At 63.8% G+C, this 12,964-nt stretch carries 14 protein-coding genes; 8 read left to right on the top strand and 6 right to left on the bottom strand.

Translation table 11 applies throughout. The features are described 5' to 3' along the window. Nucleotides 1-42: 42 nt before the first annotated feature. The 3 genes from DEHOM01_RS01820 to DEHOM01_RS01810 all read left to right on the top strand — a co-directional run bounded on the left by DEHOM01_RS01820 (nucleotide 43) and on the right by DEHOM01_RS01810 (nucleotide 2,584). Nucleotides 43-654 (top strand): TetR/AcrR family transcriptional regulator, encoded by a 612-nt coding sequence (locus DEHOM01_RS01820; protein WP_061211216.1) that lies wholly within the window; start codon nucleotides 43-45, stop codon nucleotides 652-654. A 195-nt stretch (nucleotides 655-849) separates the two neighbouring features. Further along, nucleotides 850-1,071: a DUF3107 domain-containing protein gene (locus DEHOM01_RS01815; RefSeq protein ID WP_016664198.1), complete on the top strand. Its 222-nt coding sequence runs from the start codon at nucleotides 850-852 to the stop codon at nucleotides 1,069-1,071. Between the two features lie 19 nt (nucleotides 1,072-1,090). Beyond that, nucleotides 1,091-2,584, top strand: a complete 1,494-nt coding sequence (locus DEHOM01_RS01810; RefSeq protein ID WP_061211215.1) for a DEAD/DEAH box helicase — start codon at nucleotides 1,091-1,093, stop codon at nucleotides 2,582-2,584. 19 nt (nucleotides 2,585-2,603) lie between these two features. Here the strand turns inward: DEHOM01_RS01810 and DEHOM01_RS01805 are convergent, their stop codons facing one another. Further along, nucleotides 2,604-3,953 carry a CobD/CbiB family protein gene (locus tag DEHOM01_RS01805; protein WP_156468282.1) on the bottom strand — a complete coding sequence of 450 codons (1,350 nt, stop codon included), beginning with the start codon at nucleotides 3,951-3,953 and terminating at the stop codon, nucleotides 2,604-2,606. A 5-nt stretch (nucleotides 3,954-3,958) separates the two neighbouring features. Then, nucleotides 3,959-4,810 (bottom strand): PHP domain-containing protein, encoded by an 852-nt coding sequence (locus tag DEHOM01_RS01800; RefSeq protein WP_061211213.1) that lies wholly within the window; start codon nucleotides 4,808-4,810, stop codon nucleotides 3,959-3,961. Nucleotides 4,811-4,882: 72 nt separating this feature from the next. On the opposite strand from DEHOM01_RS01800, the gene DEHOM01_RS01795 reads away from it, so the two are divergent. The 4 genes from DEHOM01_RS01795 to DEHOM01_RS01780 are packed head-to-tail and all read left to right on the top strand — an operon-like array spanning nucleotide 4,883 to nucleotide 9,524. After that, nucleotides 4,883-6,415: an aminopeptidase P family protein gene (locus tag DEHOM01_RS01795; protein WP_061211212.1), complete on the top strand. Its 1,533-nt coding sequence runs from the start codon at nucleotides 4,883-4,885 to the stop codon at nucleotides 6,413-6,415. After that, nucleotides 6,412-7,731 carry a magnesium transporter MgtE N-terminal domain-containing protein gene (locus tag DEHOM01_RS01790; RefSeq protein ID WP_061211211.1) on the top strand — a complete coding sequence of 440 codons (1,320 nt, stop codon included), beginning with the start codon at nucleotides 6,412-6,414 and terminating at the stop codon, nucleotides 7,729-7,731. Before DEHOM01_RS01795 ends, DEHOM01_RS01790 begins: the two co-directional genes overlap by 4 nt. Before the next feature lie 5 nt (nucleotides 7,732-7,736). Then, the gene (locus tag DEHOM01_RS01785) at nucleotides 7,737-8,396 is read left to right on the top strand and encodes a DUF1003 domain-containing protein (RefSeq protein ID WP_061211210.1); all 660 of its coding nucleotides are present in this window, start codon (nucleotides 7,737-7,739) and stop codon (nucleotides 8,394-8,396) included. Nucleotides 8,397-8,405: 9 nt separating this feature from the next. After that, complete coding sequence (locus tag DEHOM01_RS01780) at nucleotides 8,406-9,524, top strand: Mrp/NBP35 family ATP-binding protein (protein WP_061211209.1); 1,119 nt, start codon at nucleotides 8,406-8,408, stop codon at nucleotides 9,522-9,524. Nucleotides 9,525-9,550: 26 nt separating this feature from the next. Here the strand turns inward: DEHOM01_RS01780 and DEHOM01_RS01775 are convergent, their stop codons facing one another. After that, a complete protein-coding gene (locus DEHOM01_RS01775) occupies nucleotides 9,551-9,982 on the bottom strand; it encodes a twin-arginine translocase TatA/TatE family subunit (protein WP_061211208.1) in 432 nt (143 codons plus the stop codon). A gap of 130 nt (nucleotides 9,983-10,112) precedes the next feature. Between DEHOM01_RS01775 and DEHOM01_RS01770 the strand changes: the two genes are divergently transcribed. Then, nucleotides 10,113-10,769, top strand: coding sequence for an O-methyltransferase (locus DEHOM01_RS01770; protein WP_061211207.1), 657 nt, complete (start codon nucleotides 10,113-10,115; stop codon nucleotides 10,767-10,769). 42 nt (nucleotides 10,770-10,811) lie between these two features. Here DEHOM01_RS01770 and DEHOM01_RS09685 read toward each other — a convergent pair whose 3' ends face one another. From DEHOM01_RS09685 to dapE, 3 genes are all read right to left on the bottom strand, one after another. Beyond that, the gene (locus DEHOM01_RS09685) at nucleotides 10,812-10,982 is read right to left on the bottom strand and encodes a DUF3117 domain-containing protein (RefSeq protein WP_016664188.1); all 171 of its coding nucleotides are present in this window, start codon (nucleotides 10,980-10,982) and stop codon (nucleotides 10,812-10,814) included. A 98-nt stretch (nucleotides 10,983-11,080) separates the two neighbouring features. Then, a complete protein-coding gene (locus DEHOM01_RS01765) occupies nucleotides 11,081-11,827 on the bottom strand; it encodes an LOG family protein (RefSeq protein ID WP_061211206.1) in 747 nt (248 codons plus the stop codon). Between the two features lie 10 nt (nucleotides 11,828-11,837). Beyond that, a complete protein-coding gene (gene dapE / locus DEHOM01_RS01760; RefSeq protein ID WP_061211205.1) occupies nucleotides 11,838-12,929 on the bottom strand; it encodes a succinyl-diaminopimelate desuccinylase in 1,092 nt (363 codons plus the stop codon). Nucleotides 12,930-12,964 lie beyond the last annotated feature (35 nt).

Genomic DNA, 12,964 nt, shown 5'->3' with positions numbered 1-12,964 from the left:
CCGCGTTGATCGCCAGCGCCACCCGAAACACCAGGAGACACCATGCGCCGCCGCCTCCCTCGCGCAGAACGCCGTGCCCAGCTGCTCAGTGTTGCCACGTCTAAATTCGGTGAGCGCGGCTACCATCCCACGTCAATGGACGACATCGCCGAGGCCGCCGGTGTCACAAAGCCCGTGCTGTACCAGCATTTCAGCTCCAAAGAGGACCTCTACATCTCCGTGATCCAGCAGGTTGGCGAGGTGCTTCGGGAGCGCATCGACGGCTTCGCCTTCGAAGGCGCTACGACCTACGACCGAGTCCGTGAGGGCATCGACGTGTTTTTTGGAGTGTTCGATGAGAACTCGAACATGCTGAAGCTCTTCTTCGGCAGCGAGTACGTGACCGAGAGCGTACAGGAGGAGGTTACCCGTGCGACGTCGCGTGCAGCCGAATCCGTCGGGACACTCCTCGCCCGCGCGCGAGACCTCTCCCCCGAGGAAGCCATTGTCGTTGGTCGCACCTTCGTCACGTCCGTGCAAGCGATCGCGCGCGAAACGGACGGCGCCACCGAGGAACGCCGAGAGGCTATGCTTTCCTCACTTGCACTGCTGCTCACAGGCGGGATTCGCGCGTTCGACCCTCGCGACGAAAAACTCACGCAAAACCCCGAGTAGGGCTCTGAGCGAACGCTGCACGGTTTCAGCTCTTCGCTCGATACACTTGCATGAGCGTGTGCTGAGCGGTCAGGCCGCTAAGCCTCGCTCACCTTTGCCGCGCCCCCGAATCTCGAAGCATTCTCAGCGAGACTCGTGCGGAGTGTGCGGCTCGCAAACCGTGCGCCCAGTGCGCACATGAGAAAAGGACACCCCATGGAAATTCGCATTGGCGTCACGCATTCGTCGCGGGAACTGTCGCTCGAAACCGACATGAGTGCAGCGGACCTCACCGCGCTCGTGGAAACGGCCATCAATGAGAGCTCACTCCTCACGGTCACAGACACCAAGGGCCGCACGGTTCTCGTGCCCGGGGCGCGCATCAACTACGTCGAGTACTCGACCGAAGAGCCGCGCCGCGTTGGTTTCCTGGGCTAACGGAAAGTAGACCCCGAACGTGACTGACAACCAGACCTTTGCCGATTTCGGCGTGAGTGAGGAGATCGTCTCCTCGCTCGCCGATAAAGGCATCACCACTCCCTTCCCGATCCAGGCCATGACCCTCCCGATCGCTCTTAGGGGCCGGGACATCATTGGCCAGGCCAAGACCGGCACTGGAAAGACCCTCGGCTTCGGGATCCCCGCACTCGAAGCCGTCGACCCTAACGTCGCCGAAACCGATCCGGCATTCGGTAAACCGCAGGCCCTCATCGTGGTCCCGACCCGCGAGCTCGCCGTCCAGGTCAGCACCGATATCCAGGCCGCCGGCAAGCGCGGCGGCGTTCGGGTCCTCACCCTCTACGGTGGCCGCTCCTACGAACCTCAGATTGAGGCGCTCAACAAGGGCGTCGACATCGTCGTGGGCACACCTGGCCGGCTCATCGACCTCATGCGCCAGAAGTATCTCGACCTTTCCCACGTGAAGGTCGCTGTTCTCGACGAAGCTGATGAGATGCTCGACCTCGGCTTTCTCGAGGACGTCGAGAAAATCCTCAAGGCCGTGCCCGCGAAGCGCCAGACCATGCTTTTCTCGGCCACGATGCCCGCGCAGATCATGGCACTTGCGCGCCGCTTTATGACCCAGCCGACCCACATCCGTGCCCACGATCCCGGGGATACTGCCCGCACCAAGGCGGACATCACCCAGGTTGTCTACCGTGCACACCAGCTCGACAAGATCGAGGTTCTCGCGCGGATCCTCCAAGCTGAGGGCCGTGGCCTCACAATCGTCTTCACGCGCACAAAGCGCGAGGCTGACCGCACCGCCCACGACCTCGAGGCACGCGGCTTCGCGGCCGCCCCTCTTCACGGAGATCTCGGCCAGGGTGCGCGCGAGCAGGCGCTTCGCGCGTTCCGGACCGGCAAAGTCGATGTCCTTATCGCGACCGACGTCGCCGCACGCGGCATCGACGTCGATGACGTCACCCACGTCATCAACTACACCGCACCGGAAGACGACAAAACCTTCCTGCACCGCACGGGCCGCACGGGCCGCGCGGGTAAGCGCGGAACCGCCGTGACGTTCGTGGACTGGGAGGATCTCGCGCGCTGGGCGCTCATTGCCCGCCAACTCGGCCTCGAGTCAACGGAAGCGCGCGAAACCTACTCCACCTCGCCGCACCTGTTCAGCGACCTCAACATTCCCGAGGGCGCTAAGGGCACCCTCCCGAAGGACAAGCGGACGCGCGCGGGCCTCGATGCCGAAGAGATCGAAGATCTCGGCGGCCCCGATTCGCGCAAGCGTCGCGGCACGAACGGCCGCGGCAAAGGTCGCGGTGAGGGCCGTGGCCGTGGCCGCGGCAATGGCCACCGCCGCGGTGGTTCTTCTCGAGGCGGCGAGTCCGTTGATTCCGAGACGAAGGCCGAAGGCGACAAGGCGCCGCGTAAACGCCGCCGCCGCTCGCGCACGCGTCGTGTCAACGGCAAGGTCGTCGAGCGTAGGAACGATTAACCGCCCTCGGCGCTCGCGATTAACCGCAGTTCGTGATCTCGGTGCGGTTACTCGCGAGCCATGCGGTGAATTCGCTAGGACTGAGCGCGGCCTTTTCTCGAGCTTCGGGAAGGGCCGCGCGCACGGCTTCGGTGTCAGGCACGATTGAATCGGGGGCAGCGCCGATCCTATTGAGGTTGATTTCGCCGTCCGTCGCAAGACTCACAAACGCGAGGTAGGCCGCGAGGTTTGTGCCGCTCGCCTTCGAAAAACCGCCGCACGGCGCGACGAACTCGCTCATGCCAAGCGCGCCTACCGTGTTGAGAAGATTCGGCCTATTGGACGGCAGTGCCTCACGGTCGCTCGGGTCCACGAGGAGCGTCGCGGTCGACACATCAGATTCAACGAAGCGGTGCGTGCCGACAACGCTCGGAATCATGTCGCTCGGCAGCAGGTTCACTCCCGGCGCCAGCTGCGCCTGGAGCGTCGAAAGCGAGGTCGCAAACGGGCGGGGCGTGCATACCTTGGGGTTCTCGCCCACGCAGCTGGCCCCGAAAGCCGTCTCGACCGGCTGAACGCGGCCGTTGTTGGAGATTCCCCCGGCGAGTGCGAGCACGGCAACAAGCACACCCCCGCTCGCCCACGTGAGGGAGCGCTCGCCGATGGCGGGCATGATGATTCCCACGCCAAGCCAAAGGATGGCACGTAGGCCCGCGCTTGTGAGCGTCGGCTCATAGAAGAACCACGGGGTGTCGATGTAACCGCCGAGGGCCGGAATTGACGCCGATACACCGAAAACAAGAGTCCACCACCCGATGAGGTACGCGATGACGCCCGCAATCCCCACCGCTAACGCATTGTTGATGACAAACGTGAGCACGGCCCCGCCGATTGCAAGGCTCGATATGAACGCCCATGTACCGATGCTCCACACAATCCACAGGAGCGGGTTGATCGCCTTCGCGTCTCCAACGCTCCAGTGAAAGAGGCTCAGCGCGAGGACTGTGAGCGTCGGAATGAGCGTGAAGACTGCACCCCAGAGAATCGCTGCCAAGACGATTCCGGGCGAGAGCCGCCGGGACGGTTCCCTCATTCCCCGTTCAAGCTGGTGGGACTTCTCTCGCGCCTCGTCCGCGGCGCGCTCAGCGAGGCTTCGCCACGCGAAAACGAGTGCCCCTGCGACACTCGCGATAAGGCAAGCGAGGTTCTGCGGGGCTACGAACGCGCTGGGCCCCCAGCCGATCCACACGCTCGACGTGAGTGCGAGGGCCACGGCGATAATCCCGAGGGTCACCACGGTCACGAATAGCGAGGCTTGTGGGTTGCCGACGATGGCTCGGGCAACTTCACGGGCATCGCCCCTACGGCGAGCGCGCTGAGTGCTTGACATCCCCATCACAGCCTTGCGGACGTCGCCGCGAGGATGCGCGCGAGGTTCTCTTCGCTCGTCGTGTTTTCGCCGAGGCGATTCGGTTTTCCGCTTCCGTGGTAGTCGCTTCCGCCCGTGACGATGAGATCGTGCTCGCGTGCGATCGCCGAAAGCGCTGCGCGCTCAGCCTCACCGTGCTCACGGTGGAAAATCTCGAGGCCGTCGAGGCCGCACTCGATGAGTTCTTGGCATCCGTCGGAATCGAGCCCCTTGCCGCGCGTACGTGTCATGAGGTGCGCCCCTACCGCAAGCGCTCCAGACACGTGAATCCCCGCGATCGCGTCTTCGGCTTCGAGGGCGCGGTAGGGCACGTAGTAGGGCGAGTGGGGAGCGAGCAGGTGCGCAAAGGCTTCAGCTCGGCCGCTCACGACGCCAGCGCGCGTCAGGGCGTCCGCGATGTGGGGGCGTCCGACGCTTGCCACGCTCACATCGCGGCTGCTTTCAGTATCAAGGAGCGCCTCCCACGTGATAGGGAAGTCCTCGCTCAGCCGCTCGACGATACGCTGCGCGCGTCGCTCTCGCGACTCACGCACCTCGTCGAGCTTGGCGGCGAATGCCGAGCCCGGAGCTGGAGTATTACCAAGGGCGAGGATGTGGATGCTCCGGCCGTGGAGCTTCGCGGAGACTTCCATGCCGGGAAGGAAACCGAGGCCAGCGCTTGTCGCGGCCCCGCGGGCCTGAGCGATCCCGCGGTCAGTGTCGTGGTCGGTGAGGGCGATGACGTCGACTCCCGCGCGACGCGCCTGTTCGATGACGGCCGCAGGCGGCTCTGTGCCATCCGATACCGCCGAATGGGTATGAAGATCGATGAGGCTCATCGTTCCTCCTCTCACACCTCTTCTTGGCCGGCCCGGGTGGCTCTTGGCGCTCCCCCGTGAGAATATCGAAGGGTGAGTGAGATCAATAATTCAAAGTCCAGCGCCCCCGAGACCACCGACGATCTGAAGTCGAGGGGCGATACCCGCAGCCAGCGCCCCACGAGCGAGGCTTTTCTTAGCTTCCTCACCAAAGGGTGGGATGAGACGCTCCCGCCGGCAGGCCGCCGTGCCGTTGCCGATTTCACGCCCGCAAGGCGCGACTCTCTCGTCGAGACGGTGCCCGCAACTCGAATGGTGCTTCCCGCCGGGGGCCTCAAGGTCCGCAGCAACGATTGCGACTACCAGTTCCGCCCCCACACGGCGTTTGCGTACTATTCGGGCCTCGGCACCGATGAGGAGCCCGATTCGGTGTTCGTCGTCGAGCCCGACGCCGAGGATCCCCGCAAGAGTCAGGCCACGTACTTCTTCAAACCGCGTTCGGGCCCGGAGACCAACGAGTTCTTCGCGGATTCTCGCTACGGCGAAATGTGGGTCGGTCGCCGCCCCACCCTCGAGGAAGTCGAGGAGCAGATCGGCGTGCCGTGCCGCCACATCGACGAGCTGCGCGACGCGCTTGCAAAGGACCTTGGCGACAACCTCGACCTCGCTGTCATCGAAGGAGTCGATGAACGCATCGATGCGCTCGTCGCCGAAATCCGCGAGCAAAACGGCCTCGAAGGCGGGCAAAAGGCCCGCACGGTCAATTCGCTCCTCGAGCAGAGCGCGTCTGAGTCCCGCGTTGTCAAGGACGCATGGGAAATCGAGCAGATGCGCGCCGCTGTCGCGACGACCATCAAGGGTTTCCACGAGGTCGTGCGGAACTTCCCGGAGGCCATCGCCCACGAGCGCGGTGAGCGCGTCGTGGAGACGGTCTTCAACCGTACGGCGCGCGCCGATGGCAACGGCGTCGGCTACGACACGATCGCTGCCTCCGGCCCGAATGCGTGCACGCTTCACTGGGTGCGAAACAACGGCGCCGTCAAGGAAGGCGACCTGATCCTCATCGACGCAGGTTGTGAAGTCGATTCGCTCTACACCGCGGATGTCACGCGCACGCTCCCCGTGACGGGCACCTTCACGGAGCCGCAGAAGAAGGTCTACCAGGCCGTTCTCGATGCTGCCGATGCCGTGTTTGCCGCGGCGAAGCCCGGGATGAAGTTCCGCGACCTGCACGCGACCGCGATGGAGGTTATCGCGGACCGCCTCGATCAGTGGGGCTTGCTTCCCGTGAGCGCCGAGGAGTCCCTCAAGCCCGAGGGCCAGTATCACCGCCGCTGGATGGTGCACGGCACGAGCCACCACCTCGGCATGGATGTTCACGACTGCGCCCAGGCACGCCGCGAAATGTACCTCGATGCCACCCTCGAGGAGGGCATGGTGTTCACGATCGAGCCGGGCCTGTACTTCAAGGAGAACGACCTCCTCGTTCCCGAAGAGCTGCGCGGCATCGGTGTGCGCATCGAGGACGACGTTCTCGTGACGAAGGACGGCGTCGAGAACCTCTCGCGCGAGCTTCCCCGCGAGATCGACGCGATCGAGGCTTGGATGGCGGAGTTGCTCAAGTGAGCCCGCACGAGCGCTTCTTTGCCGCGCGCCTCGCGGGCACCGGGCTTTTCGACCCGCTCGGTGACCGCATCGGCAAGGTCCGCGATGTCGTTCTGATTCCGCAAGAGACCCACACGGCGCGCGCGGTGGGGCTCGTCATCGAGGTGCCCGGGAAGAAGCGCATTTTCTTGCCGATCACGAAGGTCACGTCGATCTCGACCGGCCAGGTCATTTCCGACGGTTCTCTCAACCTTCGCCGCTTCGAAATGCGCAAGAGCGAGATTCTCGCGGTGGGTGATCTGCTTGACCGCAAGGTGAACCTCGTTGACGGAACGGGCGACGCGTTCGTTGAAGATGTCGCGCTCGAGCAGGACCAGATCTCTAAGGAATGGGAGATCACGAGGCTCCACGTGCGCCGGTCGAAGGCTAAGAACGCGTTTTCGAAGCTCGTGGGCCGCAATGAGACGCTCACGGTCGGTGTTGAGGAGGTCAATGGCCTCTTCGGGACTCAGGCGGAGCAGTCCGCGCAGATTCTGCTGGCCTCGTATTCGGACCTCAAGCCCGCTGACCTCGCGGATCTCATCCAGGAGATGGAGCCGAAACGCCGCGCCGATATCGTGCGTGACCTTTCAAACGAGCGCCTCGGATGGGTCCTCGAGGAACTTCCCGAGGACATCCGCGTTGAGCTCATGCAGGGACTCGAATCAGAGCGCGCCGCGGATATCCTCGATGCGATGGACCCGGATGACGCTGCGGACCTCCTCCAGGAGCTTCCCGAACCCATGGGCCAGGATCTCCTTACGCGCATGGAGCCGGAGGAGGCCGAAGACGTGCGCCGCCTGCTCGCCTACGACGAATACACGGCCGGCGGGCTCATGACGACCGAGCCGCTGATCGTCGCCCCCGAGACCCCGGTCGCGCACTGCCTCGCTCTCATATCTCGCGAGGAGATCTCCCCCGCGCTCGCGTCAATGGTGTACGTGTGCCGCCAGCCGCTCGAGACGCCCACGGGCAAGCTCCTCGGGGGCGTGCACTTCCAGCATTTGCTTCGCGAACGTCCCGAGCGCCCCGTTGGCGAGATCATCGATCAGGATCAGGTGACGATGGCCCCTACGAGCCATCTCCATGACGTGACTCGCGAAATGGCGACGTACAATCTTGTGTCGCTTCCCGTGGTCGATAAGGATTCCCACCTTCTCGGTGCCGTCACGGTCGATGACGTCCTCGACCACGTTCTTCCAGAGGATTGGCGAGAGAGCGATGAGCCCGTCGCAACGACGACGGGGCAGATCGACCTCACGGGGATCGCGAGGGCAATTTCGGACCAGGAGGGGTGAGCTAGATGGCACGCGGCAAGAAGAAGCGCCCCCAGCTCGACGATCCCGCGCGCAAGAGGCGCGGGCTGTGGCGCATGTTTTCGAGGCGCCGCCCGAAGGACGACAAAAATGATGGTTTCGGCCGCATGGCCGAGGCGATTGCGCGATTCATGGGTACGCCCGCGTTCCTCGTGGGCATGACGATTTTCTGTGGCGTGTGGCTCGGGTGGAACACGTTCCTTCCCGAGACGATTCAGTTCGACCCCCGCGCGCTCAACTTCACGCTTCTCACCCTGATTCTCTCGCTCCAGGCGTCGTATGCCGCTCCTCTTCTGCTCCTTTCGGACAACCGCCAGGCCGACCGCGACCGCGTGCAGGCCGAGCAGGATCGTCAGTCGAACGAAAAAGCCCACGCGACCACGGAATTCATCACGCGTGAAATCGCGAGCTTGCGCATCGCGATGGCGGATGTGGCCACCCGCGACTACGTGCGCGGCGAGCTTCGAGACCTCCTCGAGGAGCTTCAGGCTGGCGACGACGATCCCTCACCGGCCGCGGAAACCGAGGATGGCGCCGAACCGATCGAACCCGCACGCGATCACGCGCATTTGCGCTCGCTCCTGCGCGAGGACATTCGCGCGGTGCTCCGCGAGGAACTCGAGCAGATGCGCAACGATGCAGCTTAGTGAGGCCCCGTGAGCACTGACCTTGCCTCGCAGGTTCGTTCCGCGCTCACGCGCGTGATCGACCCCGACCTCGGCCGCCCCATCACCGATGTTGGCATGGTCAGCTCTGTTGAGGTCACATCTGAGGGGGTGGCTCTCATCCACCTCGTGATGACGGTCGAGGGATGCCCCATGCGCTCCCGAATCGAGAAAGAGGCCGCCGAGGCTGCGTCTCACGTTTCGGGCCTCACGGAAGTGCGCGTGACGTCGGGGACGATGAGCGAGGAACAGCGCCGTGCCCTCGTCGAGGATCTTCGCAAAAGGCGCCGCGAAGTTCCCTTCAATAAGCCCGGATCTCTCACGCGAGTGATAGCGATCAGTTCGGGCAAGGGAGGCGTCGGAAAGTCCACGGTGACGGCTAACCTCGCCCTCGCCCTCACTCGCCTCGGCTATAGCGTGGGTGTCCTTGACGCCGACATTCACGGTTTTTCGATGCCCGGAATGTTTGGGGTGAGCACCCAGCCAACCCGCGTGAATGACCTTCTCATGCCGCCCATCGCCCACGGTGTCAAGGTCATGTCGATCGGCGTTTTCGTGCCCGAGCATCAGGCGGTCGTGTGGCGCGGCCCGAAAATGCATCGCGCGATCGAGCAGTTTGCGACGGACGTGTTCTGGGGCGATCTCGATTTTCTGCTTCTCGATCTCCCGCCGGGAACCGGCGATGTCGCTATTTCGGTCGCGCAGGTGCTGCCTAGCGCGGAGCTTCTCGTCGTGACGACTCCCGACTCAGCCGCGAGCGGCGTCGCTTCGCGCATCGGCTCTCTCGCCCGTTCCACGGAACAGACGATCATCGGGGTGATCGAGAACATGAGTTGGTTGAGCACCGATCACGGTGAGCGCCTCGAGATTTTCGGTAGCGGCGGCGGCGAGCGCGTCGCCGCCCAGCTAAGCGAGGATCAGGGCGCGGACGTTCCGCTCCTCGGGCAGGTTCCGCTCGCGCAAAGCGTGCGCGAAGGGTCCGACGCCGGCCGGCCTCACACCGCCTTAGAGTCCTCGAGCGAGGCGTACCTCGCGTTTATGCGCATCGCTGAGCAGCTCGCGAAACCGCGTGGTCTTTCGGGCCGGAAACTCCCGCTCTCGCTCGCGTAGCACGCCTCGTACGGTTCGGCGTAGGCTCAGGTTGCCTCGGGGTCGAACGGGGTCCCTTCGGGCTCCTGGGCCGCCTTGGAACCAGCCGCGCTGCCGGAGCCTTTCGCTGCCGCGCCGACACTCGCCACCGCTGCCGATGTGGCGCCTGCGGAACTCTTGACGGCGCTGCGGAAGTCGTTGACGTCGTCCTCGAGGCCGGTCGAATCCCACGCATCGCGAATGATTTTGCGCGGATCGTATTGGCGCGGGTCGTACTTCTTGAGATCGTCGACGGCGATGCCCATTTCGTCTTCGATCGACGCACGGGAGTTATCCGCCCATTTACGCAGATCGCGCACCCAGTGGATGACCTTGCGGGTGTATTCGGGAAGGCGCTGCGGGCCGATCAGGATCGTGAAGAGCAGGATGATGATGAGCAGTTCCCATCCCCCAAAAGTGAGGAAGACATCTGAACCCATCGACGTGCCTGCCTTGTCTCGTTCCGCTCAAAATGGTGCTCCGCCATTATTGCACGCACAAGTGGGAAACTCGCGCGGCGTGGCCTAAGCTTGAGTGCCACGAAATTCACGGCAAAGAGGGAGAGTGCACATGGCAACGGGCAAGTTGGCGAGCTGGGCGCTCAGCGAGCAATTCCTCGATGAGGAGCGGCTGTTTGCCGCCCCCGGGGTGTGTGAGCGGGCGCGCGAGCGCGGCAGTGCGATAGGCCTTGCGCCGGTTCTTGCGGGCTCGGCCGCACACGCGCGTAGCGTCGTCGCGATGCTCGGGGCACGGGCGATCGTGCAGGTGGGTGCTGGGGCGGGTGCGCTCAGCCTCTACCTCGCGAGTGCGATGGGTTCCGACGCCACCCTCACCGCAATCGATCCTGAGCCGGAAAACGTGCGGCTCGTGCGCAAAGCCTGTGCCGAGGCCCAGATCCCAGAGGCGCGCGTGCGCACGATTAACGCGCAGCCGCTCGACGTGTTTACGCGTCTCACGCGCGGCGCCTACGACATGATCGTCGTGAATGCGAGCGAGCCAAGGCTCGGCGCTCTCGTGGAGGGGGCGCTCGACATTATTCGCCTCGGTGGGGCACTGGTCATTATGAACGTCATGCACCACGATCGTCTCGGCGATTCGTCTGCGAATGATTCGCAGACGGCCCGCATTCGGGAGGTCGTGGCCGACCTTAAGGAGCGAGACAATCTCGTGCTCGCGCTGTCACCCGCGGGCGACGGGGTGCTGACAGCAGTCAAGGCGAGGCTGTGAGGGAATAACCCCCACAGCCTCTAGGCAATTCAGGAGATGAGGTTAGGCGGGAACAACCGTGTTGAGGGCGTCGCGCAGCTCACGCGCCTCATCCGCCGAAATTTCTACGACGAGACGACCGCCGCCCTCGAGCGGTACTCGCATGATGAGGCTCCGGCTCTCTTCGGCCACTTCGAGGGGGCCGTCGCCTGTACGAGGCTTCATCGCTGCCATGATCGTTCGCCCTTTCTCTGGCAATGGATCTATCGTCCCTATTCTTTCACTTTGATCCGCCGGTTCCTGGGAGGGCATAGAAAGCGCGAGGTAGGCGGTTACTTCATATCGCGCTTGAGGACCTCGATAACCTCGTCGGCCGTGTCGACGATATTGATGAGATCGGTGTCGCCGGGAGAAATGTAGCCGTACTCTTCCTGGACGGTTTGCTCAAGCCAGGCGACAAGCCCGCTCCAGTAATCGCGGCCCACGAGAATAAGCGGAAACTTCTTGATCTTGTGCGTCTGGATGAGGCACAGCGCCTCGAAAAGCTCATCGAATGTGCCGAAGCCTCCCGGGAAGGCCACGAACGCCTGCGAGTACTTCACGAAACAGGTTTTGCGCGTGAAAAAGTAGCGAAAGTTCACGCCGAGCTCGACGTATTCGTTCATGCCCTGCTCAAACGGTAGCTCGATGCCAAGGCCCACGCTCGTTGTTCCTGCATCAACCGCGCCGTGGTTGCCGGCCTCCATGATTCCGGGACCGCCGCCCGTAATGACCGCGAGGCCCATCTCACCGATGCGCCTCGCCACCTCGCGTGCAAGCTCGTAGTGCGGATGCTCAGGTTTGGTGCGCGCACTGCCGAAGAGGGCGACAGCGGGCCCGAGTTCGGCGAGCGCGCCGAAGCCCTCAACGAACTCCGACTGAATGCGCATCACTCGCCATGGATCCGTGTGAACCCAATCGCCCTTCTCCGCGTTTTGGAGGAGACGCTGATCGGTGGTCTCGGTGGGACGCTGCTTACCGCGGAGAAACACGGGGCCTTTTCGGTAGTCGCTCAAAGAGCCGTGATGAAGCTTTTTCATGATTTCCACGTTAGCTCAGGAACCGCTCAAGAGACCTGTAACAGTGGGTGAGGGCAGCCGTCGGAATGTATTCCCCATCCGTATGAGCCAGAAGCGGGTCTCCCGGACCAAAGTTGACGGCTGGCGTGCCGAGTGCACTGAAGCGCGCCACGTCGGTCCATCCCTGCTTCGCTTCCACGCTCACGCCGTCGCCAAGGGCCGCGAGAAAGTCCCGGGCCGCGGGCCGTGTGAGGCCGGGCAACGCGCCGCCCGAGGAGTCCGTGACCTCAAGCTCGAGGTCGAGCCCAGCAAACACCTCTTCGATATGAGCGAGCGCCTCCGCTTCGCTCGTGCTCGGCGCGAAGCGATAGTTCACGAGCATTGCGGCCCGGTCGGGAATCACGTTCGTTGCGATACCGCCCTCGATTGCCACCGCATTGAGGCATTCGCGGTACAGGAGACCGTCGATTTCCACATCCTTCGGCTCATAGTCCGCAAGCCGCGACAGCGCACCGGAAAGGGCGTGGATCGCGTTCTTTCCGATCCATGCGCGACCCGAATGGGCTGCAACTCCCCGCGCGGTAAGCCGCACCCGCATCGTGCCTTTGCAGCCTGCCTCCACTCCCCCGTTCGACGGCTCGCCGAGAATCGCAAAATCGGCTTCGAGAAGCTCGGGGCGCTCGCGCGCGATACGCGTAAGCGAATTGAGGCTTGCCTCGACTTCCTCGTGGTCATAGAAGATCCACGTCAAATCGTGACGAGGCGACGCGAGGGAGCACGCGAGCGCAAGGAACACGGCGACTCCCCCCTTCATGTCGCACGCACCGCGGCCGATGAGCCGCTCCTGTCCGTCCACGACCTGCACGCACGAGGGAAGATTGCCGGCGACGGGAACGGTATCGAGGTGGCCGGCGAGAATGACGCGCTCGGCGCGGCCGAGGTGGGTGCGCGCGATGACGGTGTCGCCATCGCGAATGACCTCGAGGTGCTCGCACGCACGAAGCGTCGCCTCGACCCTGTCGGCAAGGAGAGTTTCGTTACCCGAAACCGACTCGGTATCGACGATTGCACGCGTGAGCTCGGTCAGGCCCGCATCGAGGGGCAGCGGTGTCGTGTTCATCATGCACACAAGCGTAGAGGTTTTCGGCGCGCTCCAAC

Source organism: Dermabacter hominis NBRC 106157 (genome assembly GCF_001570785.1).
In the GTDB taxonomy this organism is placed as follows: Bacteria; Actinomycetota; Actinomycetes; order Actinomycetales; family Dermabacteraceae; genus Dermabacter; species Dermabacter hominis.
The sequence above is the reverse complement of the archived record's forward strand: the minus strand, read 5'-3'. Positions and strand labels throughout refer to the sequence as shown.